Raw genomic sequence first — 26,886 nt, 5'->3', positions numbered from 1 at the left:
TTAATCCAGTTGGTTTAGTTTGTTTAGCATCTGGTTTAGGCTGTTTTCCCAGTTGCTGTGTTGTTCTGATTGTTGGTTTAGTTTGCTGGAAATTTCTTCTTTTTCCTCAGTCAGCTCGTAATTTTGCATTTCAAGCTCGGAGATGCGCTGGCGTAGTGTAGAAATTTCCTCAACAGCAGCATTGATGCGTTGTTCTAAGTGGTGAAGTAGTTCGTTGTTCATGTAAATCTAATCCTAGCAGTGTAGTGCATTTTAAAAGCTTGATTTTAATTGTTTACCAAGCAATCACAACATCTTGTTGTTGAACATTTAATACCCGTGCGTCCACGGCAAGTTCGCCAATGGCAAAATTGGGTTGGACCTGAGTGATAGTAACATTGATGTTGGCGTTGTTAAGTTGTGTTTGCGCATTTTGTAGCTGATCAAATATCTCGTAACGACGAAAAACTTGAAATTGATCACCTTTCTTGATGCCTGCAAGTGATCCTGCGTTGATATGTATTTGATTGCCTTCGGTGCGAAAAATATTAGCGACGAATGGCTGACAATTTAATTTGTCACTGGTGTCGATGGCCATATTTTTAAGGGTTTGTTTAACGATCTGACCATAATGCAGTGTCCAGAACTGACCTGTACCAAAACCTATTTTATTGGTTTCATCTGTATCCCATTTGCCGGTCTCATCATAGCGCTCTTGGAAGATTAAAGCGCCACTGAAGCCATCATAGATGTAAAGGTCTAGGACGAACTTACGTTGGTTGTCTTCTTTGTTTGCCCAGCTTAGTAATTTGTTTAATGGGGTCTTTTGATCGGGGCGCTTTGGAAAGCGCTCGCTGATATCTCGAACAACACCACTTATAACGTATTGCACCCCTAAGTCTTCACCGATATTGGCCACGTCAGTTAGGGAGCCGTCATTGGTCATGGAGGTTGGGGCGTTAATAAGATCAGGATAAACCGATAAATTGGTGGCAGCCAATGCTCTTAGGTAGCCCTGTTGATTGATTTCATCTGCTAGGGCTTTGGGGAATTCTCTAGGTATATTGTGCAGGGCACCTAAGTTTGCTTGTTGTGGTGTTTGCAGTGCGAACCCAGTAATACCAACAGATTTCTTGTAGGGGTTGATGGTGCCGTTTTCACACATGCCTTCTGGGGAAATGTCGGTTTGGATCAGAACCGTTAAGATGTCTGAATCCACGGATTCAGACAATATGCGAGTATCTTTGGCAACGCCGGCACTTTGAATAGAGGTATTGGAAGATATGGTGCCATTGACCATGGCGTCATGGGAACGGACTCTTGAGCTGGCTTGCAAGGTGGCTTGCTTGATAGCCTGCTGAGTCGCCCGATAACGTGCATCATCTAGGTCTTGGTCATAGATGATGGCTTCCCCTTGAGCTTCAATGGTTTGGCCGATAGCTGAGCTTAAGGTTAAGCTCAGTAAGCATGTGGTTAAAATCAGCCTAATCATTATTGAACGCTATAAAAGCTAGAGGGTTGTGACGCTGGCGTAGCAGTACTCGTGCTGTAGTTTTTACGAATTTGGCAGGTAGGGTTCGAACGGATACTTTCCGGCGAGCTAACGCAGGCTCGGAAGTTTTCTTGTAATGCCATTTCGACAACGGTTTCAAATGTGCCGTCTTCCAGTTCCCGCTGAGAAATCACTTTAGCGCCCACTAGGTAGGCATCTACATAGGTGCGCAGTTCGTCATGCTGCATCATCATGTTGCTGAGGGAGCTGGTGCCATCAATTTTTAAGCCGTATACCCGCTCTGATAGATTACGGTAGGCGTCAAGTTTAGAGCCGCGCAGGGACATGAGGCGGGCTTGGGATTTGGACAGTTGTTTGCTGGAGATTGGAGCAGAGTAGCCAGTTGCATTAATGATGATGGGATCTCTAGGCACCACATCGATAATTTCGATGTCGCGGGTTTCCTCTTCTGATTCTGAAGAGTTGCTCAGCATACCTCCTGTACAAGGGGCTACCGATGTGCACTGGGATTCCATTATTGGTTTGCCGCTACAGGCACTTAAAAGTGCTGCTAGGCCAATCAATGTTACTAGTTTGCCCGTATGTGTCATCGGGGATCCTCCATTAGATACTGCGCCAGCTTTCAGCCGTTTAACATAGGTGTAATGAATACCGATTAATGAACTCGGTAAATAACTACTTTTTTTGTCGGTTTTGTCGCAGCGGATTTCGCGATGGCTGTTTCACCTGCGGGCGTTGCCATCATTTCTGATCCGTTTTGATAGTAATGATTATAAGTACAGCCTTGTAGCGCCAAGGCAGCAACTCCAATAGCTATCAGCCACTGTTTTGTGTGCATCGCAAAACCTCAATATTCGTTTACTCCTATAGTTTACGGTTAAAACTACCTATTCTTGAAGTAAATTTGCACAGATTTGCGTCATTTTTGCGGTATTTCAACGGAATATTGGGGGGATCCTAATATGCTTTTCTGTTCTGGTTAAAAAATGAGCAGCTCCTATACTTCTACAAGACATGCGAAATGGGGGTGTTCATTATGAATTTTCAAAAGGTCAGTTTAATAAATCAAGCGCAAGGGCAGCCAGGTTCTTTGGCAGAGCGTTTACGGTTTGATGTGGAGCAGACTCTTAAAGGGACCTATGCTGATGAGTCATTAGTGGAGCGTCTGGATGATTTGTATTTACCCTTTGCACGCTGGGTAGAGGATCGTTTGCAGTCTAAACAAGGTCCCCTAGTCATTGGCTTAGGTGGGCCCCAAGGGTGTGGCAAAACCACATTCTCTTCGGTGGTCAGCCATGTGCTGTGTAAGGGGTTTGACCGTAATGCTGTGGTGGTGAGTTTGGACGATCTTTATTTGACCCGCTCAGATCGCTTGTCCTATGCCCATCAAGTGCACCCTCTGTTTGCGACCCGTGGTGTACCAGGGACCCATGATATTCCTCTGGCGCTGAATATCTTTGAACGCATGAAGCAGCTCAAGTCTGGGGAAGTCATGTATGTGCCTATGTTTGATAAGTCACTTGATGATCGTAAGCCAGTACATCGTTGGCAGGAAGTTGCAGGGCCTGTGGATGTGATTTTTTTTGAAGGCTGGTGTGTGGGAGCTTCCCCTATGTCAGAAGAGTCTTTACTGACACCCATTAATCGCTTGGAAGAAGATAAAGATGCGGAGGCGATATGGCGTAAAGCGGTCAATGAGCATTTGGCCACGGACTATAAGTCTCTATTTGAGCTTATTGATGTGCAAATGTGGATGCAGCCACCAGGTTTTGAAGTCGTTTATGACTGGCGAAATAAGCAGGAGCGAGTGTTAGAAGAGCATCTACATGATATTCATGGGGGGATTTTGGATACCTTGGACATTAAAGTCATGTCCCCAGAAATGCTAAAGGGCTTTATGCAATACTACGAGCGTATTACCCGCCATATGATTTGTTCTATGATTCAACGGGCAGATATTCAGTTTATGTTAAATGGTGACCAGGGGGTTGAATCGGTAAAATTACCCGAAACACACTAGCTGGATTCATCGATCAGCAATTTATGATAGGCTGTCACCATTGTGATGGCCTATTTTTTGGAGCAGTTTTTGTGTCAAAGCCACTAGAATTTATCACCGTTGATACCGCCGAATCCCCCAACTCTGCCGTCATCTGGATGCATGGCCTTGGAGCGGATTGCCATGACTTTGAAGGAATCGTTCCGCAGTTAGGCTTACAAGGTAAAGCCATTCGTTTTGTGTTCCCTAATGCGCCCATTCGCCCAGTGACCATTAATGGTGGAATGAAAATGAGGGCATGGTACGACATCTTAGAAATGACTCTTGATCGCAAAGTGGATATGGCCAACATTAAAGAGTCTGTGGAGCAAATTGAGCAGATGATTTCTGAGCTTGAAGCACAGGGCATTGCCAGTGACAAGGTCGTGATAGCTGGTTTTTCGCAAGGGGGCGTGATCGCTTATCAAGTTGCTTTGTGTGGTCAATATCAGCTTGCAGGCGTGATGGCTTTATCTACCTACATTGCGGATCCAGACCAAGTTCAGGACGCTCAGGGTCATAAGAATGAAAAGACCCCGTTCTTAATTCAGCATGGCACCTTGGATCCGGTCGTGGATCCGAGTTTAGCGGTACGAGCCAATACCCTATTAAATGATAAAGGGTATGTTACAGAATACAGCACTTTCCCTATGCCTCACTCAGTGTGTGCAGAACAGGTGGCTGTTATCGGTGAGTGGTTGAATCAGCGTTTTGCTTAAGGAGAGAGTAAATGTCAATTAAGTTTGAGCCAGATCGTTGGTTAGAATCCGCTAAAGAATGGGCCCTTCATGCGGGCGGTATGATGCAGCAAGGTCGCGCAAATGCAGAGTTCAAACGAGATTATAAGGCCGGCCACGAGCTGGTCACCTCGGTGGACTTAGCGGTGGACGATTACTTGTGCACTCAAATTGTATCAACCTTCCCTGGGCATTTGATTTTGTCTGAAGAGTCGTCCCCTGATTTAAATGTCGCCATGGCGTCGGATGTGCCTGTGTGGGTTATTGATCCCATTGATGGTACGGTCAACTTCGCTCAAGGTTTGCCCCATGTGGCGGTGTCTATTGCGGTGTTTTACCGTGGAGAGCGCTGGGTGGGAGTGGTTTATGGACCATTTTTAAATGAAATGTATTCCGCCGTAAAAGGGAAAGGGGCTTGGCTAAACGACAGGCCTATTTCCGTTAGTGGTCGTAATGTATTGCGTAATGCGGTGGTTGCTACAGGATTCCCATATCAGCGAGATACTTTATATGAGTTGATGGGATATGTGACGGCCGTATTGGCGAATTGCCAAGACATACGACGAAATGGTTCTGCTGCATTGGATCTGTGTGCAGTGGCCAATGGGCAAATGGATGCTTACTACGAAAATGTAAAGCCGTGGGATATGGCAGCAGGAGCTTTAATTGCCGAAGAAGCTGGAGCTACCATAGGGGCGTTTGGTGCTCAGCGCGCAGAGTGGCCTAAGGCCATAAATGGCGACAGTTTAATCGTTGCGACGCCAGAGCTATATGACGCTATCAATACCCTGCTGCAAGAATCTCGAATTGAATTGAGCGTTTAGTGTCTATTGGGCTTCCTAAGCTCAGTACCCACTGAACCTAATATTAATGCTAGGAAATATATGTCTACTAATGCATTTTGGGCAATTTTGATTGTGTGTTTTGCCGTCATTGGCTTGTCGGTTTATTTTATTGCACGACAGTTGAAACAGAATAAAGAGCGTGCCGATCGTATTGCGGCGGGAGAAGGTCGCTTACGTGAAGAGCGGACAAAGCGAATTGAAAGCATCCAAATCCTAATGCGCGCCGTAGAAGAGGATGAAAAGCTAACTTGGACGGAAGCGTCTATTCGTGTGAAGAACCTGTTAGATCAGTTAAGCGTTGATTTATCGGAGCACGAAGATGTGCAAGCTGTGTACTTAGTCGAAGAGCACACACAACATATTCCAACTCATGATCAATGGAATGCTCTGCCACTTGCTGCGCGACGTAAATATCAAGCCGAGATGGATGCACTCGAAGCAACCCATGTGGAGCGTTTGCGTCGCGCTAAAACTTACTTGTTGGCGTATAACTTTAACGAATGATCTTACAAATCCTGATCGGTACATTCGTTTGCTTTTTATTGTTGGTTGTCTTGCTGGTGTTTTTTATCAAACACAAGCAGCGAGCGCCTTATTACCAGTTAGATGCAAATGGCTGTGTCAAAGTACTGCGTGAAGCCGTGGAGCAGCGGCTGCTTGAGCGAGACTGGCATGTCTTTATTGGGATGAGTGTGCGATATGATCAGGAGATCGAAGCTTTGCGTCACGAGTGTGCTGTGATCGATGAGGAATGTGTCGTGAATACGCAATGTAAAGATGGCAAAGTGTATGTTGTGTTTTCAAAGCAAGGTATTTTACGCTTAAAGCATCTGTTAGATGAATGGCAGCATAAAGCCGAGTATTTGGCTTAATTTTTAACACAGGAAATGAGATATGAATGAATTGGAAAAATGGATGGAAGAAGGGAGTACTTGGCTGCCTTGGTTAACAGAGAAAAGCGTCAGCATTATTGTTGGCATTATCATTTTCTTTGTTGGTAAGTGGATTGCTAAGCGTATCGCAAATTGGATTGAGCAACGTATGCGCAATTCAAAAATTGACAATGCCGTAGTGGGCTTTACCTCAAGCATCTTGTATGCCTTGATGTTTGCCGCTGTGATTCTGATGGCGCTTGGTCAAATTGGCGTCCAGACCACATCCTTTATTGCTATTCTCGGTGCCGCCGGTTTAGCCGTAGGTCTTGCGTTGCAAGGTTCCTTGTCAAACTTTGCGTCGGGCGTACTGATCATTCTATTGCGTCCATTTAAAGCGGGGGACTTCGTTGAAGTCGGTGGCGAAATGGGAACGGTAGATCGCATTGAGTTGTTCCATACCTACCTGAAGACCCTTGATAATCGCAGCGTGATCCTGCCGAACTCGTCTGTGATGGACGGTACCATTGTCAACTATTCGGCCCATTCAACTCGCCGTTTAGATCTTGTTATTGGTATTAGCTACGATGCAGACATCCGTCTGGCCCGTGATTTGATGAAGTCTATCCTGGACAATGAAGAGCGTGTATTGCCTGATCCTGCGTACATGATTTTTGTCTCAGAGTTGGCGGACAGCTCCGTAAACTTCAGTGTTCGTATTTGGGTGAAATCAAGCGACTTGTTGCAATTCAAGTCTGACTTCTTAGAGAAGGTTAAATACACCTTTGATGAGAACGGTGTTGGTATTCCGTACCCACAAATGGACGTGCATTTGTCCAAAGCAGACTAAACTGCGAAAGGTTATACAATGGCGTCGCGAGAAATCGTGGCGCCATTTTTGTTTGTTGAATACTTTGTTTATTGAAGACGCTGTTAGAGAGGTTCTATGAGTCGATACCGTCCACCGGGTGCTCCAAAAGGTGCTTACATCACCAAACAAGGGGCGGATAAGCTGTTGGCTGAGCTGAAATATCTTTGGAAGGAAAAACGCCCTGAAGTGACTCAAACCGTCAGTGATGCCGCAAAGTTGGGGGATCGCTCGGAGAACGCAGAATACATCTACGGTAAGAAGCAGTTACGTGAGATTGACCGACGTGTGCGCTATCTAGAAAAGCGGTTAGATCAATGTACCGTGGTGGATCGTTTGCCCATTGATCGTTCCGTTGTGTTCTTTGGGGCATGGGTGACACTGGAAGATGACGACGGGAATCAAGAGCGTTTTCGCATTGTAGGGCCCGATGAAATCGATCATGAGGAAGATTACATCAGTATGGATTCACCCGTAGCAAAAGCACTGCTGAAGCGTAGCGAGGGAGATGAAGTGGTACTGAAAAGGGCGGGTGGTGAAAAAACCTATTATATTGATCAAATAGAATACGTAGAGTATTAAAAAGAGCAGGGGGCCCGCAGATTGGCCACCCTGCTAAAAGATGCCGGTCCCTAACGCAGGATCGTTTGCTTCAGAGCATCCACCGAGGATTGGATGCCCGCTTCAACCGACATGGTGAAGTCTTCCATCTCTAGAGAGACCCAATCGTGGTAGCCTTGCATGCCGACCACAGAGAAAAACTCTTTCCACCACTGGAGGTCGTGACCCGCGCCGACCGCCACATAGTTCCAAGAGCGGTTTGCAACGTCCGTCACGTCTTTAAGTTCCAATAGGCCGTTGATGTCGCATAAACCGCGCTCAATGCGAGTGTCTTTGCCGTGTACGTGGTGAATGGCGTCCCCTAGAGCGCGGGCAGCCGCGATGGGGCAAGCGCCTTTCCAGAACAAGTGACTTGGATCTAGGTTCATACCTACCATAGGGCCAACTTCGTTACGCAAACGGAACAGTGTCTCAGGGTTCCATACCAACATGGCAGAGAAGTTTTCTAGAGCGTATTTTTCTACGCCTACTTCAGTCGCCAGTTTCACCAGATCGTGCCATAGAGGGAATGCTCGATCTTCCCACTGGTAACGGTCACGCTCAGGCATTTCATTTGGCCAGCTCTTGGTGTACACCAACCAGTTAGGCACCATGTCTCCTGGAGCCGCTTCAGGCAAGCCAGACATGGTGATGATTTTCTTAACGCCAATTTCCCCTGCAAGGCGGATGGTGTCTTCCATCTCTTTACGGTGGCGCTTACCCATCTCACCTGGATCAAGAGGGTTAGCAGAGCAGTTTAGCGCGGCGATTTGTAGGCCGCGGGCTTCGATCTCGGCTAGCTTTTTCTTTAGCAGGCCTTTATCAGCAAGCAGTTCGTCAGCGCGGAAGTGAGGGGCGCTTGACCAGCCACCCCCCGTCATTTCAACACCTTCTAAACCCAGTTCAACACATTTATCTAGCATCTCTGTGAACGACAGATTGCCCATTACATCGGTACAAATAGAGAGTTTCATAAATAAGCCTATAAATTCACAAAGTGTTAGTTGTACAAGTCTGGTTTAGAAATGCGCTTAATTGGCTCACGCTGACCTGATGTAACAGCGCGAAGGGCGGCATCGGCCGTCAGTGTGGCAGCATAGCCATCCCATGCACTTGGCCCAGTTGCTGTACCGGCAGAAGCCGCAGCGATCCACTCTCTAAATTCTTGGTCGTACGCTTCAATAAAACGTTCACGCCAGTCTTCAGGAATGGCTTGGCGAATACCGTGTTGATCAGAAATCACAGTCGCAGGACGATTTGGAAGTGCCGCAACCCCAAGTTCACAGCTTACTTCGCCACGAATATCGTAGCCGTAGGCAATGTTTACAGAGATTTCCACATCCACGATGGCACCGCTTGCCATGTGAAGTAAGACGATGGTTGGGTCACGCAGCTCGCCGCCACGGGTTGAGCGACGTGGTACACGAACTTCTACCGCGTCAATTTCATCTGAAAGTAACCAGCGTGAGATGTCCGCATCATGAACCAGCGTGTCATTGAGAGGCATGTCAGAGGTGTATAAACCCTCTGGCACACTCGGGTTGCGGTGAGTGGAGTGATACATCAAAGGCGTGCCCAAGGTGCCACCATCAATCACAGCTTTAAGGCGACGGTAGTCAGCGTCAAATCGGCGCATAAAGCCCACTTGTACAAGACGCTTGCCATAAGCTACTTCCGCAGCCAAGACTTTCAGCGCTGATTCTTCCGAGATCACCATTGGCTTCTCGCAAAACACGGGTTTACCGGCGGCGATACATTCAAGCAATTGTTCTTCGTGGGCCGCTCCCCAAGAACAAATCACCACAGCGTCTACTGTCTCGGAGTGAATCAACTCTTTAACGGACGTGAATACTTTTGCACCTTCAGGGGCGATAGCTGTTGCGCGGTTTTCATCGATGTCATTGACCGCAACCACTTCAACACCTTGTAATACTTTTGTTAGACGGCGAATATGATCTTGTCCAATCATACCAGTCCCGATAACGCCAACTCTTAAAGACATAAGTCCCCCTATTCCTTAAAGAATATAAATGAGTAAATAATTATTGTTTTTTGTGCGCTGTGTAAGGGGCGTCTATTGGTTAGACGCCGTCCACGGGTTATTGATTTGCAGCCGCTGCTGGCTGCCCATCATGGGCATCCATATGACTCGCGATTTCGCTCTCAAGGTCTGCCATGGCTTCACCGCCCGCCATCAGATCCGTGATTTCTTCACGGGTCTTGTCGCCTTTACGGAAGTCCGCCGCCAGAGCGCCACGAATCAAGACAGCAAAGTGGTCACCCACTGTCATGGCGTGCATAACTTGGTGGGTAATGAAGATAACAGCTAGGCCGCGTTTACGAGCTTCGAAGATGATGCGCAATACGTGGGCCGCTTCTTTTACACCCAATGCCGCAGTCGGCTCATCGAGAATAAGAAGGCGGGCACCAAAGTGAACCGCACGAGCAATGGCCAAGGATTGACGCTCACCACCGGACAAACCACCGATCAGACGATCGCCGTCATCGATACGGGTGATACCGAATTCACGTACCGCTTTAACGGCGGTTTCGTTAGCTGTCTTGCGGTCAAATACTGTGAATGGGCCCCATTTTTTGGTGGGCTCAACCCCTACGAAGAAGGAGCGACCAATGCTCATCAATGGGAAGGTGCCCCCGAATTGGTGAACGGTTGAAATACCTCGGTCTGATGCATCCTTTGGACGATCGAAGTTGACTTCTTCCCCATCCATAAACATTTGACCAGAAGTCGGTTTGTGGACACCGGCCAAGGTTTTAATCAAAGTAGATTTACCGGCACCGTTGTCACCCAATAGACACAGCACTTCACCTGGGTGTACTTTCAAAGAAATATCGTGCAACACATCAATTGGCCCAAATGACTTATTTACGTTGCGAAGTTCCAATACTGGAGTAGTCATATCTAATCCCTCTTCTTATTTTTTTTGTTTGGGCGCGTGTGTTAACGCCATTTTTCGGAAGAAATTGTTCATCAATACAGCTGCCATCAACATCACGCCGATGATCAAGCTGGACCAGTTACGGTCGATGTCTGTGAAGTAAATACCTTGGCTTACGACCGCAAAGGTTAGCGTGCCGAAGAAGATACCCATGATGGATCCGAAGCCGCCTGTAAGAAGCACGCCGCCCACCACAATGGAAACGATCACGTTAAAGATGTACTGCATACCACCGGATACTTGCGCAGAGTTGAATAGAATCGCCCCACACATGCCTACAAATGCTGCGCTGGTAGAAGACAAGACAAACAACCAAATCGTCATGTTACGTACTGGAATACCAGCGTTGTGGGCGCTGACCTTGTCGCCACCCATGGCATAGATCCAGTTACCAAAACGAGTACGGTGAATCACGAAGAAGTACACGGCCACCAAAGCCAACCACCAGAAGATGATCACCTGATAGCTACCACCGATGAGTTGGCCGAAGATGGATTTACTCCATTCAGGGGCTGCCAAAGAAACACTGGCATTACCGGTAAGCAGGACCGAAGAGCTCAATACCAAACCTTGCATGGCAACCAAGGTGCCTAGGGTAACAATCAAAGACGGTACCGTTGTGTTGACCGTTAAGTAACCATTGATCAGTCCAACGATCACCCCAAGTGCAATCGCACCTAGAATGCCTACTTCGATTGGGAAGCCATAGTGACCGGACAGAATGGCTACGGTCATAGAGCCCGCAGGAATCATGGCACCAATGGAAATGTCCAGTTCTCCAGCGATCATCAACAAGCCCACAGGCAAGGCGATGATGCCTAGGTTAGCGGCAAAGTTTACCCAGCTTGCCGATCCCACTAGGTGGTCTAGCTGAACGCCACCAAAAATGATGTAGAACACAATGACTGCCGCGAAGCTCAGTACTGAGCCGGATTCAGGGCGAGTCAGAAAATTGCTGATAGATATGTTATTCATAGCTCTGCCTTCTTATTTGTTCTTTTTCTTGGAGTAACTTAGCGCAAGCTTTCTGAACGAGTCGTTGGTGATTACGGCAACCAATAGCAAGGCACCGATGATGATACTGCCAACGTTCGGATCAAAACTGGTGAAGTAAATCCCTTGGTTCACCACAGCGAAGGTGATGGTGCCGAACACAATGCCGAACACAGAACCAAAACCACCGGTCAATAACACACCACCGATGACCACACACATGATCGAGTTAAAGATAAAAGCTTGACCGCCTGCTACTTGAGCACTCTGATACACCATGGCTTGAGACACACCCACAAAGGCTGCCGCAAAACCACTCATCATAAACAAAGAGATGGTCAGTTTTTCTGTTGGGATACCGGCGTTACGGGCACTGATCTTGTCGCCACCTAAGGCACAGATCCAGTTACCGAAACGAGACGCGTGTAAGATGAAGCCCACTACCACGATGAAGCCGATCCACCAGAAAATTGTGATCTGGAACATGCCGCCGATAAACTGGCCTAACATGGCTTGAGACAGTTCGCTTGGAATAATGGACGCTGTAGTTGAGCCAGTTAACAAGATAGAAGAGCCAAGAGTCAGACCCATCAGAGCGAACATCATACCGATGGTCACAATCAGAGACGGAATCTCCGTACGCAGTACGATTAGCCCGTTAATAAGACCCACTAATAAACCAACCCCTAATGCGGCCAAGATGCCCACAAAATCTGGTAAACCAAAGTAACCAGAGACAATGGCAGTGGTCAGCGAAGAAGCTGGAATCACGGCACCAATGGATAAGTCCAATTCACCAGCGATCATGAGCAAGCCAATAGGCAGTGCCACAATACCGATCTCTGCTGCAACGTTAAGCCAGCTTGCAAAACCTGCAGGTGAAAGGAAGACCATGCCGCCGAAAATTGAGAAGAAAACAAATACCGCAAGCATTCCGAAGAATGATCCTGCTTCTGGTCTTCTGATTAGCTGTCCAAGCGACGGTCCAGATGTGTTTTTGTAAGTCACGACAGACTTTTGATTTTGGCTAATAGAGGCCATGTACTACTCCCCGAGAATAAACAAACCTTTCGGCTTTTCTTTACGCCAGCTCTTAGACTGGCAATCCGCTGCGCACTCAACATTGAGTGCGCAGGGTGAAAGCGCGCTTAACGAGTACCTTGTTTAACACCTGATAGCGTTGAATCAACGTTGGTTTTGTCAACGATGCCAGGGCCGGTCAAGATTTCTCGAGTCGGTACAGTCAGGCCGTAGTTCACATAGCCATTTAGGATGGACACAGCTAGGTAACCTTGTAGGTAGCCTTGTTGGTCAATCGCAAACAGTTGCTTGCCAGACTTGATGTTGTTTAATACGGTTTCGTCCATGTTCAAGCTACCCACTTGTACGCGGCCCATTTTGCCAGACTGCATAACGCCATTGATGGCAGAGTTCGCATCTACGTTACCGATCGTGTAAACGCCGTTTACCGTAGGGTTGCGAAGTAGGTAAGCTTTGATAGCTTGGGCAACGGCTGTTGCGTTACCAAAGGAAGTTGCTGGAAGAGGAAGTACTTCAGCTTCACCACCTGCCGCCGCAGCACCATCTGTCAAACCTTTACAGTTAGCTTCGATGTTGGCAGCACCAGGAAGAGTGTTGATACAAACCAGTTTGTTCTGGCCGTTTTTAATTAGGTATTGAGCGGCTGCGATGCCTGCTTTGTAATCATCTGAACCGATGTAGTTCATTGCATCAAGCTTGTCAGCGGCTTGAATGCCACCCGCGTTGTAGATGATCAGAGGAATGCCCGCAGCTCGAACGGCTTCAAAGGCTGGATCCATTGCCGCAGGAACCCAGTCTGGGCCAACAATGGCATCCGCACCTTGGGAGATCGCTTGGCGAATCAGCTCCGCCGCATCCACACCTAGGTTGTCGTAGTTTTGAGGAGATAACCAAGTAACAGAGCCCCCTTGAGCTTCTACTACTAAGCCTGCATCGTCAGCACCTTTCTTCACGATTGACCAGAAGGAATCGTCAGGCTTGCCACCAACGACAAAGATATTAGCTGCCATGACAGCAGTGGTTGCGCACGCAGTGAAAGTCGCTACGGCAGTTTTTAACAACAAAGAACGGTTCAGCTTTTTCATTTTTATTTTCCTTTCCATTGCTTGTTTTGCTCTCTCGTTGGAGAGCTGGTTATTTTTATTCGCAAAATAAAAGTAGTAAAAAATTTGCAAGTTGGGAAATGAAAAAGAGCTAAAGATGGTTTATTGTGTCATTATGAATCATTCATAGTGACATAATAAAAATAGTTGGAGTGAGTATGAAGCGACCAACCATCGCAGATCTATCAAAGGCTGCAGGGGTATCTACCTCAACGGTGAACCGAATTCTTAATGGCAGTGGGGCGGTTAAAAACAGCACCATGCTGCAAGTCAAAAAAGCCGCTGAGAAAATTGGTTTCTATGGAATCGGAGCCATCGAGTATCGTGTGAAAGAATCCACACCCACCTATCGTTTGGGTTTTTTGTTGCAACAATCCCACCGACCTCTGTATCAATTATTCCGTGACCACATTGTTCAGGCCTGTCAAAACAGATTGAACGAAGTCGTCGAGCCGCTGGTGGATTTTGTTGATATTTTGACGCCAGAGAATATCGCCTCACGCTTAATTGCCTTGGGTAAGGAGTGTGATGCGGTGGCTGTGATTGCCGCGGACCATCCTTTGATTGGTCATGCCATCAGTGATTTAGCGCAACAAGGCACACCAGTGGTGGCCTACATCACAGACCAATCAAGCTCGCAAAAAGCGGCTTATGTAGGGGTGGATAACTGGAAACTTGGACGAACTGCGGGTTACCTAATGGGGCAGATGAGCAAGCGTCCTGGGCGAGTAGCGGTCTTCATTGGTAACCATAGATATCAGTGCCAGGACGTGGCGGATGCGGGGTTCAGATCGTATATTCGAGAATACCATCACTTGCTAACTGTTGATGAAACTCGTCCTACCCACGAAGACCCAAACCTGGCTTACGATATGGTGAAAGAGCTGGTGAATTCCACCGATGATTTAGTGGGGATCTTGATCGTTGGTGGGGGGATATCTGGGGTTGTGCGTGCTCTAAAGGAGCTGCCAGAAGACAAGCGAAACGAGATCATTTTGGTCTGTCGCGATTCGGGCCCAATCACCATGAAAGGCTTGTCAGAAGGGCTGATTAACGCCTCCTTGTGTCACCCTCTAGAGAGCATGTCATCCATGTTAGTAGAGAGTCTAGTGGAAACGGTACAAAACGATTCAGCGACGCCGACTATGTTGAAAACCGTGCCTTTTGAGATCCTGATGCCGACCAATATTTAAGTGTAAAACTTGGGTTATTTTGGAATATAAATTCCATTTTTTATTGTATTGGAGTATTTTGTCTAAATAATAATGTAAATGGATGTAGGGAGCAGAATCATGCGCTTAGGGTTAGTTGGATATGGTACAGGTGGACAGCATTTTCATGGGCCTTTTATTGAGGCGGTGAATGGCATCCAGTTGGTGGGGATTGTCGCGCGAGCAGCCGATAAGGTTGCGGCGGCTAAGGCGGATTTTCCTGATGTGCCGGTATTTGAATCCTTAGACAGCATGATGGCTAGCGTGTCTCTTGATGCGGTGACTGTAACCACTCCGCCTCATACGCGCCGAGAGCTGGTGCTTAAGGCCATTGAAGCTGGCTTGCATGTGGTAGCGGATAAACCCTTTGCTCCGAATGCCGAGGTTGCCAGAGAGCTGACTAAAGCGGCACAAGATCGTGGTGTGGTGTTAAGTGTGTTCCATAACCGACGCTTTGATACGGATATTGTTACCTTAAAGAAAACTTTAGAGAGTGGTGTATTAGGGCAAGTCTGGCGCTTCCAATCACGGTTCGATTTGGATGATCCTGCCACCCTAGAGAAGGGGCCAGAAGGCGGTTTGCTCCGTGACCTTGGTAGCCATGTGGTGGATCAAGCCATTCACCTATTCGGCTCTGTGGCGTCAGTGAATGCTAACTTAGATAACATGGAGCTGCCTGAAGGCACTACTAACACCAGTTTTTGCATTACCCTTAACCACAAAAATGGCGTTCACTCCCACTTGTCCGCAAGTAAAGTGAATGGCTTGGTGGCGAAGGAGATTCTCGTGTACGCAGAGAACGGTGGTTATCACTCTTTGGCGACTGACGTACAGGCTCAAGATATCTTTGCAGGCAAACGCCCGGTGGAGGATTTAGATGGCTGGGGATATCAAGATGAGGCCCACTGGGCATTACTTGCAACCCCAGAAGACAAACGCACTGTCCCCTCAGAGCAAGGTCGATACCATGACTATTACCAGCAGTTTTACGACGCTGTGACTCAAGGTAAAACACCACCTGTGACCTGTGAAGAAGCCATTGAAGTCCTTAAAGTCATTGATGCGGTTTCCTTGAGTGCTGCGCAAAATCAGTGTGTTTCCATCGACTGATTTCATCCACTGATTTTACTTAACTAAAGCGGTCATATTTTGGCCGCTTAATCGCCTTTCATTTACCCTTTTATTTGGGTTCCTTCGTCCTCTTTTTAGATCTCTTTCAGTCGATAAATAAGGGGCTGTTGAGGTCTTATTACACCTTCTATTCGCCAATAGAGTTAAGGCTCATACTTCACTTTAGTTTGTTTAGTGATCAAAATTCAGGTCGATATAGGTAATCGATCTATAGGTTTGTGTCATTTTTTGTATCGGCTTTGTTTCAAAATGACACGAAAAAAGCCCACGTAAAGTGGGCTAAAAATACTGCATACTAGAGAGAGATTACCGGAGCAAACTAGCAGCAGCCACGGAGGTGGTCGGAGTATCTTTCGTGTCTAACTCTATCAACTACTTCATGGTCGGCATGGAGAATTCCGCGCCTGCGCGAAGACCTGTTGGCCAGCGAGCAGTAACAGTCTTCATGCGAGTGTAGAAGCGAACGCCATCTGGACCATGCATGTGTAGCGGTCCAAACAAAGAACGTTTCCAACCACCGAAGCTGTGGAATGCCATAGGGACTGGGATCGGTACGTTAACACCCACCATGCCCACTTGGATTTCTTCACAGAATTGACGTGCCGTGTCGCCGTCACGGGTGAAGATGGAAGTACCGTTGCCGTATTCGTGAGCGTTGATCATCTCAACTGCTTCGGCGTAGCTTTCTGCGCGAACAACACACAATACAGGGCCGAAGATCTCTTCTTCGTAAATACGCATGCCTTTCTTAACATTGTCGAACAGTGTTGGGCCTACGAAGTAACCGTTTTCATGGCCAGGGTAAACGAATTCACGACCATCGCGTACTAAGGTAGCGCCTTCTTCTACACCCGTATCGATGTAGCCTTTGATTTTTGCACAGTGCTCTTTAGAGATAACTGGACCCATGTGCGCTTCTTCAGGAAGACCTAGACCCGGGCCAACACGCATGGTGTCGATCTCTTTGCTTAGGCTAGAGATTAGGTTGTCAGCCACTTCATCACCCACACAAACTGCAACAGAGATGGCCATACAGCGCTCACCAGCCGAACCGTAAGCGGCACCCATTAGAGAGCCGACCACTTGAGCAGGATCTGCGTCAGGCATAACGATCATGTGGTTTTTCGCGCCACCTAGTGCTTGTACACGTTTGCCGTGGGCAGACGCAGTAGAGTAGATGTATTCTGCGATTGGCGTTGAGCCTACAAAGCTAACTGCTTGTACACGCTCGTCAGTCAATAGAACGTCCACAGACTCTTTGTCACCGTTAACAACGTTGAATACGCCATCAGGTAGACCTGCTTCAGTTAAAAGTTCAGCTAAGCGTAGTGGAACAGAAGGATCTTTTTCAGACGGCTTCATAACGAAAGTGTTACCACAGGCGATGGCAACAGGGAACATCCACATTGGCACCATGGCAGGGAAGTTAAATGGTGCGATACCGGCACAAACACCTAGCGGTTGCATCAAAGACATACTGTCAACGCCACGACCAACGTTTAGGCTGTGCTCGCCTTTTTGAAGGTGAGGAATACCACAAGCAAACTCAACCACTTCTAGGCCACGAGTCAATTCGCCTTTCGCGTCAGAGAACACTTTACCGTGTTCTTTAGTAATCATTTCAGCGATTTCGTCAGCGTGTTCCTCAAGAAGTGCTTTGTACTTGAAAAGAACGCGGGCACGGTTTAGCGGAGTGACTTTACGCCAAGATTCAAATGCCGTTTGTGCAACGGCAATCGCGTCACGTGTTTCGTCCGCGCTAGATAGGGCAACGTTTAGGCTTTGCTCACCCGTTGCAGGGTTGTAAACAGGACCGATACGGCCACTTTGGCTGGCAACGTGCTGGCCGTTAATGAAGTTTCCTAAAGTTTCCATTTGAGTACCTTTTATTGTTTGAGCCGCCTCGCGAAAGGCGGCGTTCTCTAACTGAATGATTTATAGGTTTTTGAACTGACGTGCTTTGTGCTCTTCGTAGTTTTTACGAGCGTTGCGCACTTCTTCACGTTCAGATACTTCCGGTACGGCAACATCCCACCAGTGGCCACCGCTTTCAGTGACAATGGCTGGATCCGTATCGATTTCGATTAAGTAGCTGATTGGGGAGGCTTTGGCGCGCTCAAGGGCGGCTTCCAGTTCTTGGATGGTTGTCACCTTCTCACCGTTTGCGCCCAATGCTTTACCGTGTGCAACGAAGTCAGTTTTAGGTGCGCCACCTTCGACGGTTAAGCAGTCTTCCAGCATGTTGTTGAAGCCTGGGCCACCACAGAATTGTTGTAGACGGTGAATACAGCCGTAACCACGGTTATCCAACACGACGAACACAACTTTTAGGCCAAGCATCACAGAGGTAGCGATTTCAGAGTTCATCATTAGGTAGGAGCCATCCCCCACCATGACGTACACTTCAGAATCTGGCGCAGCCATCTTGGTGCCGACACCACCTGCGATTTCGTAACCCATACAAGAGTAGCCGTACTCCATGTGGTAACCGCGGCTGTAACGGGTACGCCATAGTTTTTGTAGCTCCCCAGGAAGACCCCCAGCAGCACAAACAACGATGTCTTTTTCGCCCGCAGCACGGTTAACGGCACCAACCACTTCACCGTCACTAGGAAGGTTAGTACCGCGGTCGCGTGTTGCTTCATCAATGTCCGCTTGCCAAGCTTGGCGCTCAGATTCAGCACGCTCTACCCAAGCTGCATCAGATTCAAAGCCTTCAAGTGATTTGGTTAGCATGGGTAGCGTCAGTTTGGCATCACCTACCAAAGACACGGCTTTGTGTTTCACGGCATCGAATGAGGCAACGTTTAGAGAAATCAATTTGGCATCAGGGTTGATCAAAGATCGAGAGCCTGACGCAAAGTCACCAAGACGTGTGCCGACCGCAATGATCAGATCTGTGTCTTGAACTAAACGGTTAGTGGAACCTGCACCGGTCACACCTATGGTGCCCATGTTCTGTTTGTGATCCCAAGGCAGTGCGCCTTTACCAGCTTGGGTTTCACCCACCGGTAATTTTAGAGCTGAGACAAATTCGTCAAACTCTTCTAATGCGCCAGAGTAGTGGACGCCACCACCAGCGATGACGACAGGGTTCTTCGCTTGTTTGATAGCTTCGATCGCTTGTGCAAGTTCAAACGCATCAGGGCCTTGGCGGCGCAGACGGTGAACTTTCTCATCGAAAAATGACTCAGGGAAATCAAACGCCATGGTTTGAACGTCTTGAGGCATGCCCAGTGTGACTGGGCCACACTCCACTGGATCTGTTAGCACGCGCATCGCTTGTGGCAAAGACGTCAGAAGCTGCTCTGGACGGGTAATGCGGTCGAAGAAACGGCTCACAGGGCGGAAACAGTCATTTGACGTTAACGTGTGATCGTGGAAGTTTTCCACTTGCTGCAATACCGGGTCAGGCATACGTGTTGCAAAAGTATCCCCAGGTAAGAACAACACAGGAATACGGTTAACATGGGCAACGGCGGCTGCCGTGACCATGTTTACAGCACCTGGACCAGCCGATGCGGTACAAGCCATCATTTGTTGACGGTTTTTTGTCTTTGCGAAGGCGATGGCCGCGTGTGCCATGCCTTGCTCGTTGTGCGCACGGTAAGTCGGTAGCTGTTCCTTCACGTGGTAAAGTGCTTCACCCAGACCTGCCACGTTGCCGTGACCGAAGATCGCCCAGACACCTGCGAACATAGGCTTGATGCCTTCATCAGTCTCGATCTTTTGCGCCATCATGTAGCGGATTACCGCTTGCGCCATGGTTAATTTAATAGTGCTCATGTTGATTCCTTAAATGCCTAGGTTAGTGGCGGTCTTTCCAGTAGGAAACCAATTCTAAATAGTTGGAGACACAGGCGTTGATAAGTTGTTCATCGTCGAAACGACCGCCTAGCCATTCACGGCTTGGTACGCCAAAGATAGAGCGACCCACCGCAAAGCCTTTCACAATGTCGAAGCCAGCGCTGTTTGCAAACCCTTGTTTCAGCTCATCCAGTGGCGCATCCAGTCCAAGCATTACCACACCGCGACAGTGCGGGTCATTGGTATTCACGATGTCTGTGATTTGCTGCCAGTTGCTTGGTGTTTGTGGCGGTAGTTTCCACCAGTCTGGACGAACACCTAGATCATAAAAGCGTTTTAGAGACTCGGTGTAAACCGTGTCGTCAGGTGCTTGATCTCGAGGTGAGATGATTTCCAGTAATAATTCATGGCCAGATACACACGCAGCTTTATAAAGCTCGATCACTTGGCGCTCTTGAGCAGCCAACATCTCTGGCGTGTCCTTGTGAGAATAGAACACCAAACATTTGATAATGTGCTCTTTTGGCCAAGTTTTTAGGCGTGAACCGATACTGCGACCACCTTCAAGCTCAATTGGACGTGAGCTTGGAAACTCAACAGGGCGTCCGATCCACATGTTGCGTCCGGTTACATCGTTTAATGCATCTTGACCATAAGTGTCGTCGATCAATACACCGTATTGGCTATCGCCGATTTCTTTGATGCCTTTATTTAGAGCTTGGACTAACAAACGCTTCAAGGTTTTGATGCGCTCTGGATCTGTGCCTTCTTCAGTGGCCATATCAAACAACTGTTTACGGTGGTCAAATGCAAAGATACATAGGTCTTGCCAATCGTATGGAAGACGTTCAGTGGTCACTCGGTGTAGGTGATTCAGTTCATCGTCTAGATCTGGGCGCGGGATTCCTTCAGCGTGCTCAAGGTAGTAATCCAACTCTTCCGCACTTGGAATGGCGGGTGCACAGCCGTGGCGTGATACAACCAAAGCACCACAAGCATTCGCGTAAGCACAGCATTGTTTAGGTGACTCGCCACGGATCCAGCCCCGTAAGAAACCACTCATAAAGGCATCACCCGCCCCCAACACGTTCATCACATCAACGCGAACGCCAGTGAATACATCAAAGTCGTCTTCGCTTGCAGGGATGTCGCCTTCTAGAACGGTACAACCTAGTGCACCCAATTTTAGAACGATGGTCGCGTTACTCAATTCGCGAATTTTCTTCAGTGCAGTAATAGTGTCAGTGCTGCCGCCTGCAATGTGAACTTCTTCTTCAGTACCCACGATTAGGTCAAAGTCACCCAAAATACCTTGCAGGTGAGTGGTAACTTGGTCATTGGAAATAAAGCGGGTTTCGCCATCGCCAGGGTTTGTTAAGCCCCAAAGTACGGGACGGTAATCGATGTCTAACACACATTTTGTGTCGTTAGCTTTCGCGTACTCGATGGCTTTTTTGCTGGCTGCGTACGTGCCATCGGTAGAGAAGTGTGTGCCAGTGATGACCAGTGCTTTCGCTGAGCCAATGAAGTCAGCGTCGAAATCTTCTGGGCTCACGGCCATGTCCGCACAATCATTGCGGTAGAAGATAAGAGGGAAGGTGTCGCTGTCTTTAATGCCTAGAAGTACTAGGCCTGTTAGGCGTTCTGAATCTGTCACCACGTGGCTGGTATCACAGCCAACACGCTCTAGCTCTTCTTTCACGAAGCGCCCCATGTGTTCGTTGCCAACACGGGTAAGCATGGCGCTTTTCAGACCTAGGCGAGCGGTTCCGTAGGCGATGTTCCCTGAGGAGCCACCTAGGTACTTCGCAAAACTGGTGACGTCTTCAAGTCGGCTGCCGATTTGCTCTGAGTAAATGTCGACTGCCGCGCGGCCGAGACAAATTAAATCTAAGGTTTTATCGCTGGGCATGTTTCTTTATCTCCCGTGTCAGCCTTGTCACCTGGAAACCACGAGTCAGTTCTAGGGTAAGACTGAGGCTGTATTTTTATAGTTTTGATTCACTGAGATCAGAATAGAATTTATTTTCCAAAAATTCAACAAAATAGAATAAATATTTTTCTCGTTCTATTTTTGAAATATTTCAGCGCTTTTGTGTGAGCGTTGAAGATTCTTTTTAGGGTTGAATTGCTACCCTGTGTTCATTAAAAAGCCACCTAAGGTTTTCTTAGGTGGCTTTTGTGTCATCTCACGATTACGTGGCTCACGCTATTTCCAGTATTTGTCCACGTAGCGCTGGATTTCGTCGCGCATAAAGCGAGACGATTGTTCAGCGCGTTCTTCCCATGCAAACACACAGCTTGATAGAACGCCGTCAAAACCGATCTCATGTAGGGTCTTGAAGAAAGTATCCCAATCCACTTCGCCTTCACCCATGTCCAGGTGTTGGTGAACTCGAGCATTGGAACCAGGTGGGTTCACGATGTAGCGTAACTGAGATGAGCCCTTGTGATTAAAGGTGTCCGCTACACGAGCGTGCTGCAGAATACCTTTGGTGTCACGAATGGTCTGCGCTAGGTCGTCCCCATAGTAAAACGAGTGAGGCGCGATATAAGAGCATTGAACTGCTGAAGAGTTGATCGTGCGAATGATGTCCGCCGCTGGCGCCATTTCTTCAACCCAGTCTTCTGGATGAGGTTCAACACATAAGGTTAGACCTTCTTTTTCAAGCAAGGGGACTAACACATCCATAGAGCGCCAGAAGGCGTTTTCACAGGCTTCAGGGGTATGAATCCCTTGGGTATCGGCATTTGAACGCTCTGGAGAACCACCTCGTCCAAATTCAGAAATCAGTAGAGGGTTGTCTAATTCAACGGCAATCTCAATGACGCGCTTCCAGTTGTCCATAGCCATTTTCCATTCGTCCTCATAAGGGCTAGACCAACGGTACATAGGCTGAAGGGTTGAAATGGATACATCGTGGTCCTTCATGGCTTTTTTGAAGCTTTGAAGGCGCTCTGGGTAAACACGTGGGCGTGTCCACCACTGTAGGAAGTCTGCCCGAGGAGACAGTTCGATGTGATCGTATCCCATTTCTTTGGTGGCGCGGCATAGCTCTTCCAAAGAAAGGTGGCGGTGCATATATGGATCGAGTGCAATTTTCATAGCAAAACCTTTTCGATTATTTTTATTGAATGGTCTTCCGTGCTGAAGTGCTGTCTATCAAAGAAGCGCTTTCCTATGGATACGGATTATCTATTGTCTGAATTGGAACGTATATTCCGTTTATCGTCAACAATAGAATGTAGCATTCAATCAAATATATTGCTAAATATTCATTCCAGGTCAGTCTATCTCGCCTGAGAAGTGTTTTTCCTTTTCATTAAGACTGGGGTTCGTGGCGGACTGAACACTAGATAATGTACAATAAAAATATAGAACTTTTGTTCCATTTATGTAATATGCATTTACAGGCATAGCAAAAAGACTGTGCGCCAATAACAATACTACGAACTTGCTTCCTCTGCTTTGTGCCTAAAGGGAGTGAATGATGCGAGCCTTTTATGACGACTAACTCACCCGCCTCTCTTTCCGATTTAAACGAAACTATCAAACAAAACCATTCTCAGCTCAGTAAGCGCCTGCGCCAAGTGGCGGAGTTTGTGTTGGATTACCCAAATGAAGTGGCGTTCGGAACCGTGGCTGTTTTGTCAAAAGATGCGGGCGTTCATCCTTCTACTTGGGTTCGATTTGCCAATGCGTTTGGTTTTAGCGGCTTCAGTGAAATGCAAAAGCTGTTTCAACAAAGTTTGATGGCGGATTCCCCAAGCTATCAAGACCGCATTCGTATGGCGCGTCAAGCATCAGGGCAACCTGATAGCAGTCAGTCTTCTTATCAGCTGCTGACTCGTTTTACGGAAGCTAATACCCTAGCGTTGGAGCACCTAGGGGATAATATTCGCGCAGAAGACTTGGATAAGGCCATTGATATTTTAAGTCAGGCTCAAGCTGCCCATATTGTTGGCGTGCGTCGAGCGTTTGTTGTGTCGAGTTATTTTGCTTATGCCTTGCGCCATATTGATCGCAAAGCGTATTTGGTTGATGGCGTGGGGGGGATGTACAAAGAGCAGGCCAGCACCTTCGATGACAAAGATGTATTGATTGCGGTGAGCTTTCACCCCTATGCGGAAGAAACTCAACAAGTGGCGAAAGTGGCAGTGGAAAGGGGGATCCCAGTGATAGTGATTACGGATAATCACCTAAGTCCTTTGGCGTCTGTGGCGTCCGTATGCTTTGTGGTGAAAGAGGCGGAGATCGATTCGTTTCGTTCCCTTTCTTCGTCGTTATGTTTGGCTCAGGCGCTTTCTATTGGTTTGGCCTATAAGCTTCAAGAAGCCTAAGTGATTGGCCTGTTTTAGAGCGCATTAAAAAAGCGGAAGTGCATGCACTTCCGCTTTTTTGTTGGTGTTGCGTCGGACTCGCCTCTATTGGTCAGCAGCGATCTTCTTGTCTCGCTCAATAATCCATTCATGGTCTTTGTCGTTGTGGAAAATCCAGTTACGGGATGGACCAGCCATGACATTCAGGTAGTAAGACTGGTAACCGTGTGGAACGCCCACAGGATGGTAGCCTTCTGGCACCATGACCACATCACCATCTTCCACTGCCATCGTTTCGTCTAGGCTGCGGTCATCGGTGTAAACCCGCTGGAATACAAAGCCTTGAGGTGGATCGATCCGGTGGTAGTAGGTTTCTTCAAGTTGTGTTTCCGCTGGCGCAGCGTCTTGGTCGTGCTTGTGTGGTGGATAGCTGGACCAATTGCCGCTTGGAGTGATGACCTCACACACCAGTAGGCTGTCGGCTTCTAAGTTGCTAAACAATACGTTGCAAACGTGACGACGGTTGCTGCCCACGCCGCGGCTTTCAAATTGGCAATCTTCTGGACGAATTAATCGCGCAGGGTAGTTGCCTTTCGCTGGTGCTTGGCAAACCGCTAGCTCAATGTCTGTTAAAGCCGTCATTGAAATGCAGTCGTTCGATGAAGCGTAGACGGCAAAAGGGGCTTTTTGGTCAAATACGGATTCGCGGTCGCCAATATTGTCCCACTGTTGTTCGTTGGTCTTGGCGTCAGCTTTACCGTTTAACAGTACGACACAGACTTCGTTGCTACCTGTTTCCACCGCAAAGGTTTCGCCTTTCCTTAATGTATGGGCTTCGAAGCCAACGTAGTTCCAATTAGCGCTTTCGGGCGTAATTTTCTGCGTTTGTGTGCTGCCTTCTAGCGTTTGTTTTTTTGATAATAGATGCGACATGCTCAACTCCCACAATAGAAAAATCTATGTTCATATTTATCACGAATAGCCACACGATATAGTATTAAAAATTCCATATCAAATTATTTTGGAATATTTATTTTATTTTGCCGTTAGGTAATCGGTGTTTTTAGTTTAGGTAGGATCGCCAGCGAATGGTAAAATAAGGCTTCAATGTTCTTATCTAGGCGGTATGGCCGCTGATAAATTGGAGTTTTGTAGATGGTCATCCGCTATGGCATGGCACAATGGCAGCATCCCGCTTGGGTGGATTGGTTGTATCCCCGTTCAGAAGCTACCGGGGCACGGCTAGGTCACTATGCCAAGTTTTTTAAAGCCGTGGAAGTAGGGAGTACCTTCTATACGGATGTGGCCCCTGAGCAAATTGAGCGTTGGGCCGCCATGGTGGGGGAGGATTTCAGATTTTCCTTTAAAGTGCCGCGCCATATCTCTCATCAGTTTGAAGAGCTGGATGAGACGAGCTGCATGTCGGCTTGGCAAGCTTTTCAAGATTTACTGCGGCCTATTGAACCTCTGTTGGGAGCAACGATGCTCCAGTTCCCTGCAACGGTGACAGCTCAGCATTTACCCGTTATTCAAGCGTTGTGTGATGCTTGGACGCTGAAGGCCCCCTTGAGTGTTGAAGTCCGTAGTCTTGATTTGTTTGATAAGGGGAATAACGAAAAGGCGTTTTTAAGCCTCTTGGCCAACAGTGGTGCGGATAAAGTGGTGATGGATTCTCGTCCGGTATTTTCTACCCCCGCTTATTGTGACAGCTTAGTGGATGCTCAACGCAAAAAGCCTCGGGTGCCTTGTCACCCTGTGGCAACGGGGGCCCATCCAGTGGTGCGTTTTATTGGTCATCCAGATTTAGATCGTAATCATGTTTGGCTCGATCAATGGGTCAGCAAGCTTGCCCAATGGCTTGAATCTGGCCTGACGCCTACGGTATTTATTCATTCCTCGGATAATATTGCTGCACCCACCTTGGCTTCCTGGCTGGATCAGAAACTGTTGGCGCGTCTTCCGAATTATCAGCCTCAAATTGCCTTGCCCACTCATCATGAACAAATGGGGTTAATTTAATCTATGTACAGTTTGGTTTTTTATGTGCCAGAAACCCATCTCGAATCCGTTAAAACGGCGGTGTTTGCCGCTGGGGCGGGGGCGATCGGTGATTATGCTGATTGTTGTTGGCAGGTAAAGGGTGAAGGGCAGTTTTGTCCTGCTTCCCAAGCGAATCCTTTTATCGGTCAGGCGGGACAGCTAGAGAAAGTGGCGGAGTATCGAGTTGAAATGGTTTTACAGGATGAGCTTAAGTCTGGCGTGGTTGCGGCGTTAAAAGCCAGCCACCCCTATGAAGAAGTGGCTTACCATCTGATTCGGGTTGAGACTTAAAGGCTGTTGCGCAGGATGGTGTCTTCGTGAAAGCCATACTGGCCCGTTTTATGATCCGCTATAAAGAATGTCAGTGCTTTGGTGACACTGCTAAAGGCCAGTTCGTCCCAAGGGATCTGATCTAGATCGAATAGCTCCACTTCAGAGCTTTCGGAAGTTGGGTGGAAATCAGGTTTTGGCAATTCGGCAATGTAAAATAGATGTACCTGATTAAACTGCGGAATGCTGATCAAGGCGAAGGGTTGTTTGGGAATGACTTCCGAGCCACTTTCTTCAAGGGTTTCTCGAAGAGCGCCTTCTAAGGTTGTTTCGCCATTTTCCATAAAGCCTGCTGGCAGTGTCCAGTAGCCCAAGCGGGGTTCGATATTACGGCGGCAAAGCAGCAGTTTACCTTGGTATAAAGGAATGGTGCCTGTGATTAACCGTGGGTTGTCGTAATCGATAAAGTCACAACTAGGACAGACTGCCCGAACTCTATTATCACCGGCGGGGATTTCCATATTCACTTGGTGACCACATTTCGGGCAGAATCTCATA

27 protein-coding genes and 1 pseudogene are annotated in these 26,886 nt (G+C 47.8%); 12 read left to right on the top strand and 16 right to left on the bottom strand.

The genetic code is table 11. From position 1 onward, the window contains the following. The 4 genes from ACZ5DR_RS02645 to ACZ5DR_RS02630 form a co-directional block, all read right to left on the bottom strand. Positions 1-222: a cell division protein ZapB gene (locus tag ACZ5DR_RS02645; RefSeq protein WP_377364227.1), complete on the bottom strand. Its 222-nt coding sequence runs from the start codon at positions 220-222 to the stop codon at positions 1-3. Positions 223-274: 52 nt separating this feature from the next. After that, a complete protein-coding gene (locus ACZ5DR_RS02640; RefSeq protein ID WP_377364225.1) occupies positions 275-1,471 on the bottom strand; it encodes a flagellar assembly protein T N-terminal domain-containing protein in 1,197 nt (398 codons plus the stop codon). Continuing rightward, positions 1,471-2,082, bottom strand: coding sequence for an LPP20 family lipoprotein (locus tag ACZ5DR_RS02635; RefSeq protein ID WP_377364224.1), 612 nt, complete (start codon positions 2,080-2,082; stop codon positions 1,471-1,473). Before ACZ5DR_RS02635 ends, ACZ5DR_RS02640 begins: the two co-directional genes overlap by 1 nt. 65 nt (positions 2,083-2,147) lie before the next feature. Beyond that, positions 2,148-2,330, bottom strand: a complete 183-nt coding sequence (locus ACZ5DR_RS02630; protein ID WP_377364222.1) for a hypothetical protein — start codon at positions 2,328-2,330, stop codon at positions 2,148-2,150. Positions 2,331-2,528: 198 nt separating this feature from the next. On the opposite strand from ACZ5DR_RS02630, the gene ACZ5DR_RS02625 reads away from it, so the two are divergent. From ACZ5DR_RS02625 to greB, 7 genes are all read left to right on the top strand, one after another. Then, entirely contained in the window at positions 2,529-3,512 is a 984-nt protein-coding gene (locus ACZ5DR_RS02625) for a hypothetical protein (protein WP_377364220.1), read from the top strand. A gap of 71 nt (positions 3,513-3,583) precedes the next feature. Further along, complete coding sequence (locus ACZ5DR_RS02620) at positions 3,584-4,249, top strand: alpha/beta hydrolase (RefSeq protein WP_377364218.1); 666 nt, start codon at positions 3,584-3,586, stop codon at positions 4,247-4,249. Between the two features lie 11 nt (positions 4,250-4,260). Next, the gene (locus ACZ5DR_RS02615) at positions 4,261-5,091 is read left to right on the top strand and encodes an inositol monophosphatase family protein (protein ID WP_377364216.1); all 831 of its coding nucleotides are present in this window, start codon (positions 4,261-4,263) and stop codon (positions 5,089-5,091) included. A gap of 60 nt (positions 5,092-5,151) precedes the next feature. Continuing rightward, positions 5,152-5,616 (top strand): DUF2489 domain-containing protein, encoded by a 465-nt coding sequence (locus ACZ5DR_RS02610; protein WP_377364214.1) that lies wholly within the window; start codon positions 5,152-5,154, stop codon positions 5,614-5,616. Continuing rightward, on the top strand, positions 5,613-5,984 hold the full coding sequence (locus tag ACZ5DR_RS02605) for a hypothetical protein (RefSeq protein ID WP_377364213.1): 372 nt from the start codon (positions 5,613-5,615) through the stop codon (positions 5,982-5,984). Before ACZ5DR_RS02610 ends, ACZ5DR_RS02605 begins: the two co-directional genes overlap by 4 nt. Positions 5,985-6,006: 22 nt before the next feature. Then, positions 6,007-6,834: a mechanosensitive ion channel family protein gene (locus ACZ5DR_RS02600; protein ID WP_377364211.1), complete on the top strand. Its 828-nt coding sequence runs from the start codon at positions 6,007-6,009 to the stop codon at positions 6,832-6,834. A 96-nt stretch (positions 6,835-6,930) separates the two neighbouring features. Continuing rightward, the gene (greB, locus tag ACZ5DR_RS02595) at positions 6,931-7,434 is read left to right on the top strand and encodes a transcription elongation factor GreB (RefSeq protein WP_377364210.1); all 504 of its coding nucleotides are present in this window, start codon (positions 6,931-6,933) and stop codon (positions 7,432-7,434) included. 50 nt (positions 7,435-7,484) lie between these two features. Here greB and ACZ5DR_RS02590 read toward each other — a convergent pair whose 3' ends face one another. The 6 genes from ACZ5DR_RS02590 to ACZ5DR_RS02565 all read right to left on the bottom strand — a co-directional run bounded on the left by ACZ5DR_RS02590 (position 7,485) and on the right by ACZ5DR_RS02565 (position 13,531). Continuing rightward, positions 7,485-8,426, bottom strand: a complete 942-nt coding sequence (locus ACZ5DR_RS02590; RefSeq protein WP_377364209.1) for a sugar phosphate isomerase/epimerase family protein — start codon at positions 8,424-8,426, stop codon at positions 7,485-7,487. 26 nt (positions 8,427-8,452) lie between these two features. Then, on the bottom strand, positions 8,453-9,454 hold the full coding sequence (locus ACZ5DR_RS02585) for a Gfo/Idh/MocA family oxidoreductase (protein WP_377364207.1): 1,002 nt from the start codon (positions 9,452-9,454) through the stop codon (positions 8,453-8,455). A gap of 97 nt (positions 9,455-9,551) precedes the next feature. Next, positions 9,552-10,373 carry an ATP-binding cassette domain-containing protein gene (locus ACZ5DR_RS02580; protein WP_377364205.1) on the bottom strand — a complete coding sequence of 274 codons (822 nt, stop codon included), beginning with the start codon at positions 10,371-10,373 and terminating at the stop codon, positions 9,552-9,554. Between the two features lie 15 nt (positions 10,374-10,388). After that, positions 10,389-11,387 (bottom strand): ABC transporter permease, encoded by a 999-nt coding sequence (locus ACZ5DR_RS02575; protein ID WP_377364203.1) that lies wholly within the window; start codon positions 11,385-11,387, stop codon positions 10,389-10,391. 12 nt (positions 11,388-11,399) lie between these two features. Next, positions 11,400-12,338, bottom strand: coding sequence for an ABC transporter permease (locus ACZ5DR_RS02570; RefSeq protein ID WP_464543851.1), 939 nt, complete (start codon positions 12,336-12,338; stop codon positions 11,400-11,402). A gap of 215 nt (positions 12,339-12,553) precedes the next feature. Further along, entirely contained in the window at positions 12,554-13,531 is a 978-nt protein-coding gene (locus tag ACZ5DR_RS02565; protein WP_377364199.1) for a sugar ABC transporter substrate-binding protein, read from the bottom strand. A 176-nt stretch (positions 13,532-13,707) separates the two neighbouring features. Here ACZ5DR_RS02565 and ACZ5DR_RS02560 point away from each other — a divergent pair, with 176 nt between their 5' ends. Further along, the gene (locus ACZ5DR_RS02560) at positions 13,708-14,742 is read left to right on the top strand and encodes a LacI family DNA-binding transcriptional regulator (protein WP_377364197.1); all 1,035 of its coding nucleotides are present in this window, start codon (positions 13,708-13,710) and stop codon (positions 14,740-14,742) included. Positions 14,743-14,841: 99 nt separating this feature from the next. Beyond that, positions 14,842-15,870 (top strand): Gfo/Idh/MocA family oxidoreductase, encoded by a 1,029-nt coding sequence (locus ACZ5DR_RS02555; RefSeq protein WP_377364195.1) that lies wholly within the window; start codon positions 14,842-14,844, stop codon positions 15,868-15,870. A gap of 393 nt (positions 15,871-16,263) precedes the next feature. On the opposite strand, the gene ACZ5DR_RS02550 is transcribed toward ACZ5DR_RS02555, so the two are convergent. From ACZ5DR_RS02550 to ACZ5DR_RS02535, 4 genes and pseudogenes are all read right to left on the bottom strand, one after another. Then, positions 16,264-17,766, bottom strand: a complete 1,503-nt coding sequence (locus tag ACZ5DR_RS02550) for a CoA-acylating methylmalonate-semialdehyde dehydrogenase (protein ID WP_377364193.1) — start codon at positions 17,764-17,766, stop codon at positions 16,264-16,266. A gap of 132 nt (positions 17,767-17,898) precedes the next feature. Continuing rightward, a pseudogene (gene iolD, locus ACZ5DR_RS02545) lies at positions 17,899-19,629 on the bottom strand (3D-(3,5/4)-trihydroxycyclohexane-1,2-dione acylhydrolase (decyclizing)); the annotation flags it as partial. 70 nt (positions 19,630-19,699) lie between these two features. Further along, positions 19,700-21,610: a bifunctional 5-dehydro-2-deoxygluconokinase/5-dehydro-2-deoxyphosphogluconate aldolase gene (locus ACZ5DR_RS02540; RefSeq protein ID WP_377364191.1), complete on the bottom strand. Its 1,911-nt coding sequence runs from the start codon at positions 21,608-21,610 to the stop codon at positions 19,700-19,702. Positions 21,611-21,907: 297 nt separating this feature from the next. Next, positions 21,908-22,804 (bottom strand): sugar phosphate isomerase/epimerase family protein, encoded by an 897-nt coding sequence (locus tag ACZ5DR_RS02535; protein WP_377364189.1) that lies wholly within the window; start codon positions 22,802-22,804, stop codon positions 21,908-21,910. A 398-nt stretch (positions 22,805-23,202) separates the two neighbouring features. Between ACZ5DR_RS02535 and ACZ5DR_RS02530 the strand changes: the two genes are divergently transcribed. Then, complete coding sequence (locus tag ACZ5DR_RS02530) at positions 23,203-24,039, top strand: MurR/RpiR family transcriptional regulator (protein WP_377364187.1); 837 nt, start codon at positions 23,203-23,205, stop codon at positions 24,037-24,039. A gap of 84 nt (positions 24,040-24,123) precedes the next feature. On the opposite strand, the gene iolB is transcribed toward ACZ5DR_RS02530, so the two are convergent. Then, positions 24,124-24,951 (bottom strand): 5-deoxy-glucuronate isomerase, encoded by an 828-nt coding sequence (gene iolB / locus ACZ5DR_RS02525; RefSeq protein WP_377364185.1) that lies wholly within the window; start codon positions 24,949-24,951, stop codon positions 24,124-24,126. 222 nt (positions 24,952-25,173) lie between these two features. On the opposite strand from iolB, the gene ACZ5DR_RS02520 reads away from it, so the two are divergent. Both ACZ5DR_RS02520 and ACZ5DR_RS02515 read left to right on the top strand, forming a co-directional pair. Continuing rightward, entirely contained in the window at positions 25,174-26,037 is an 864-nt protein-coding gene (locus tag ACZ5DR_RS02520) for a DUF72 domain-containing protein (RefSeq protein WP_377364183.1), read from the top strand. A gap of 3 nt (positions 26,038-26,040) precedes the next feature. Next, complete coding sequence (locus ACZ5DR_RS02515; protein WP_377364181.1) at positions 26,041-26,349, top strand: YqfO family protein; 309 nt, start codon at positions 26,041-26,043, stop codon at positions 26,347-26,349. Here the strand turns inward: ACZ5DR_RS02515 and ACZ5DR_RS02510 are convergent. After that, a complete protein-coding gene (locus ACZ5DR_RS02510) occupies positions 26,346-26,885 on the bottom strand; it encodes an NUDIX hydrolase (protein ID WP_377364180.1) in 540 nt (179 codons plus the stop codon). The two genes, ACZ5DR_RS02515 and ACZ5DR_RS02510, sit on opposite strands and share 4 nt — an antisense overlap. Position 26,886: the final 1 nt, after the last annotated feature.

This window comes from Marinomonas vaga (assembly GCF_055388305.1).
This window is presented reverse-complemented; position numbering and strand designations above follow the sequence as displayed.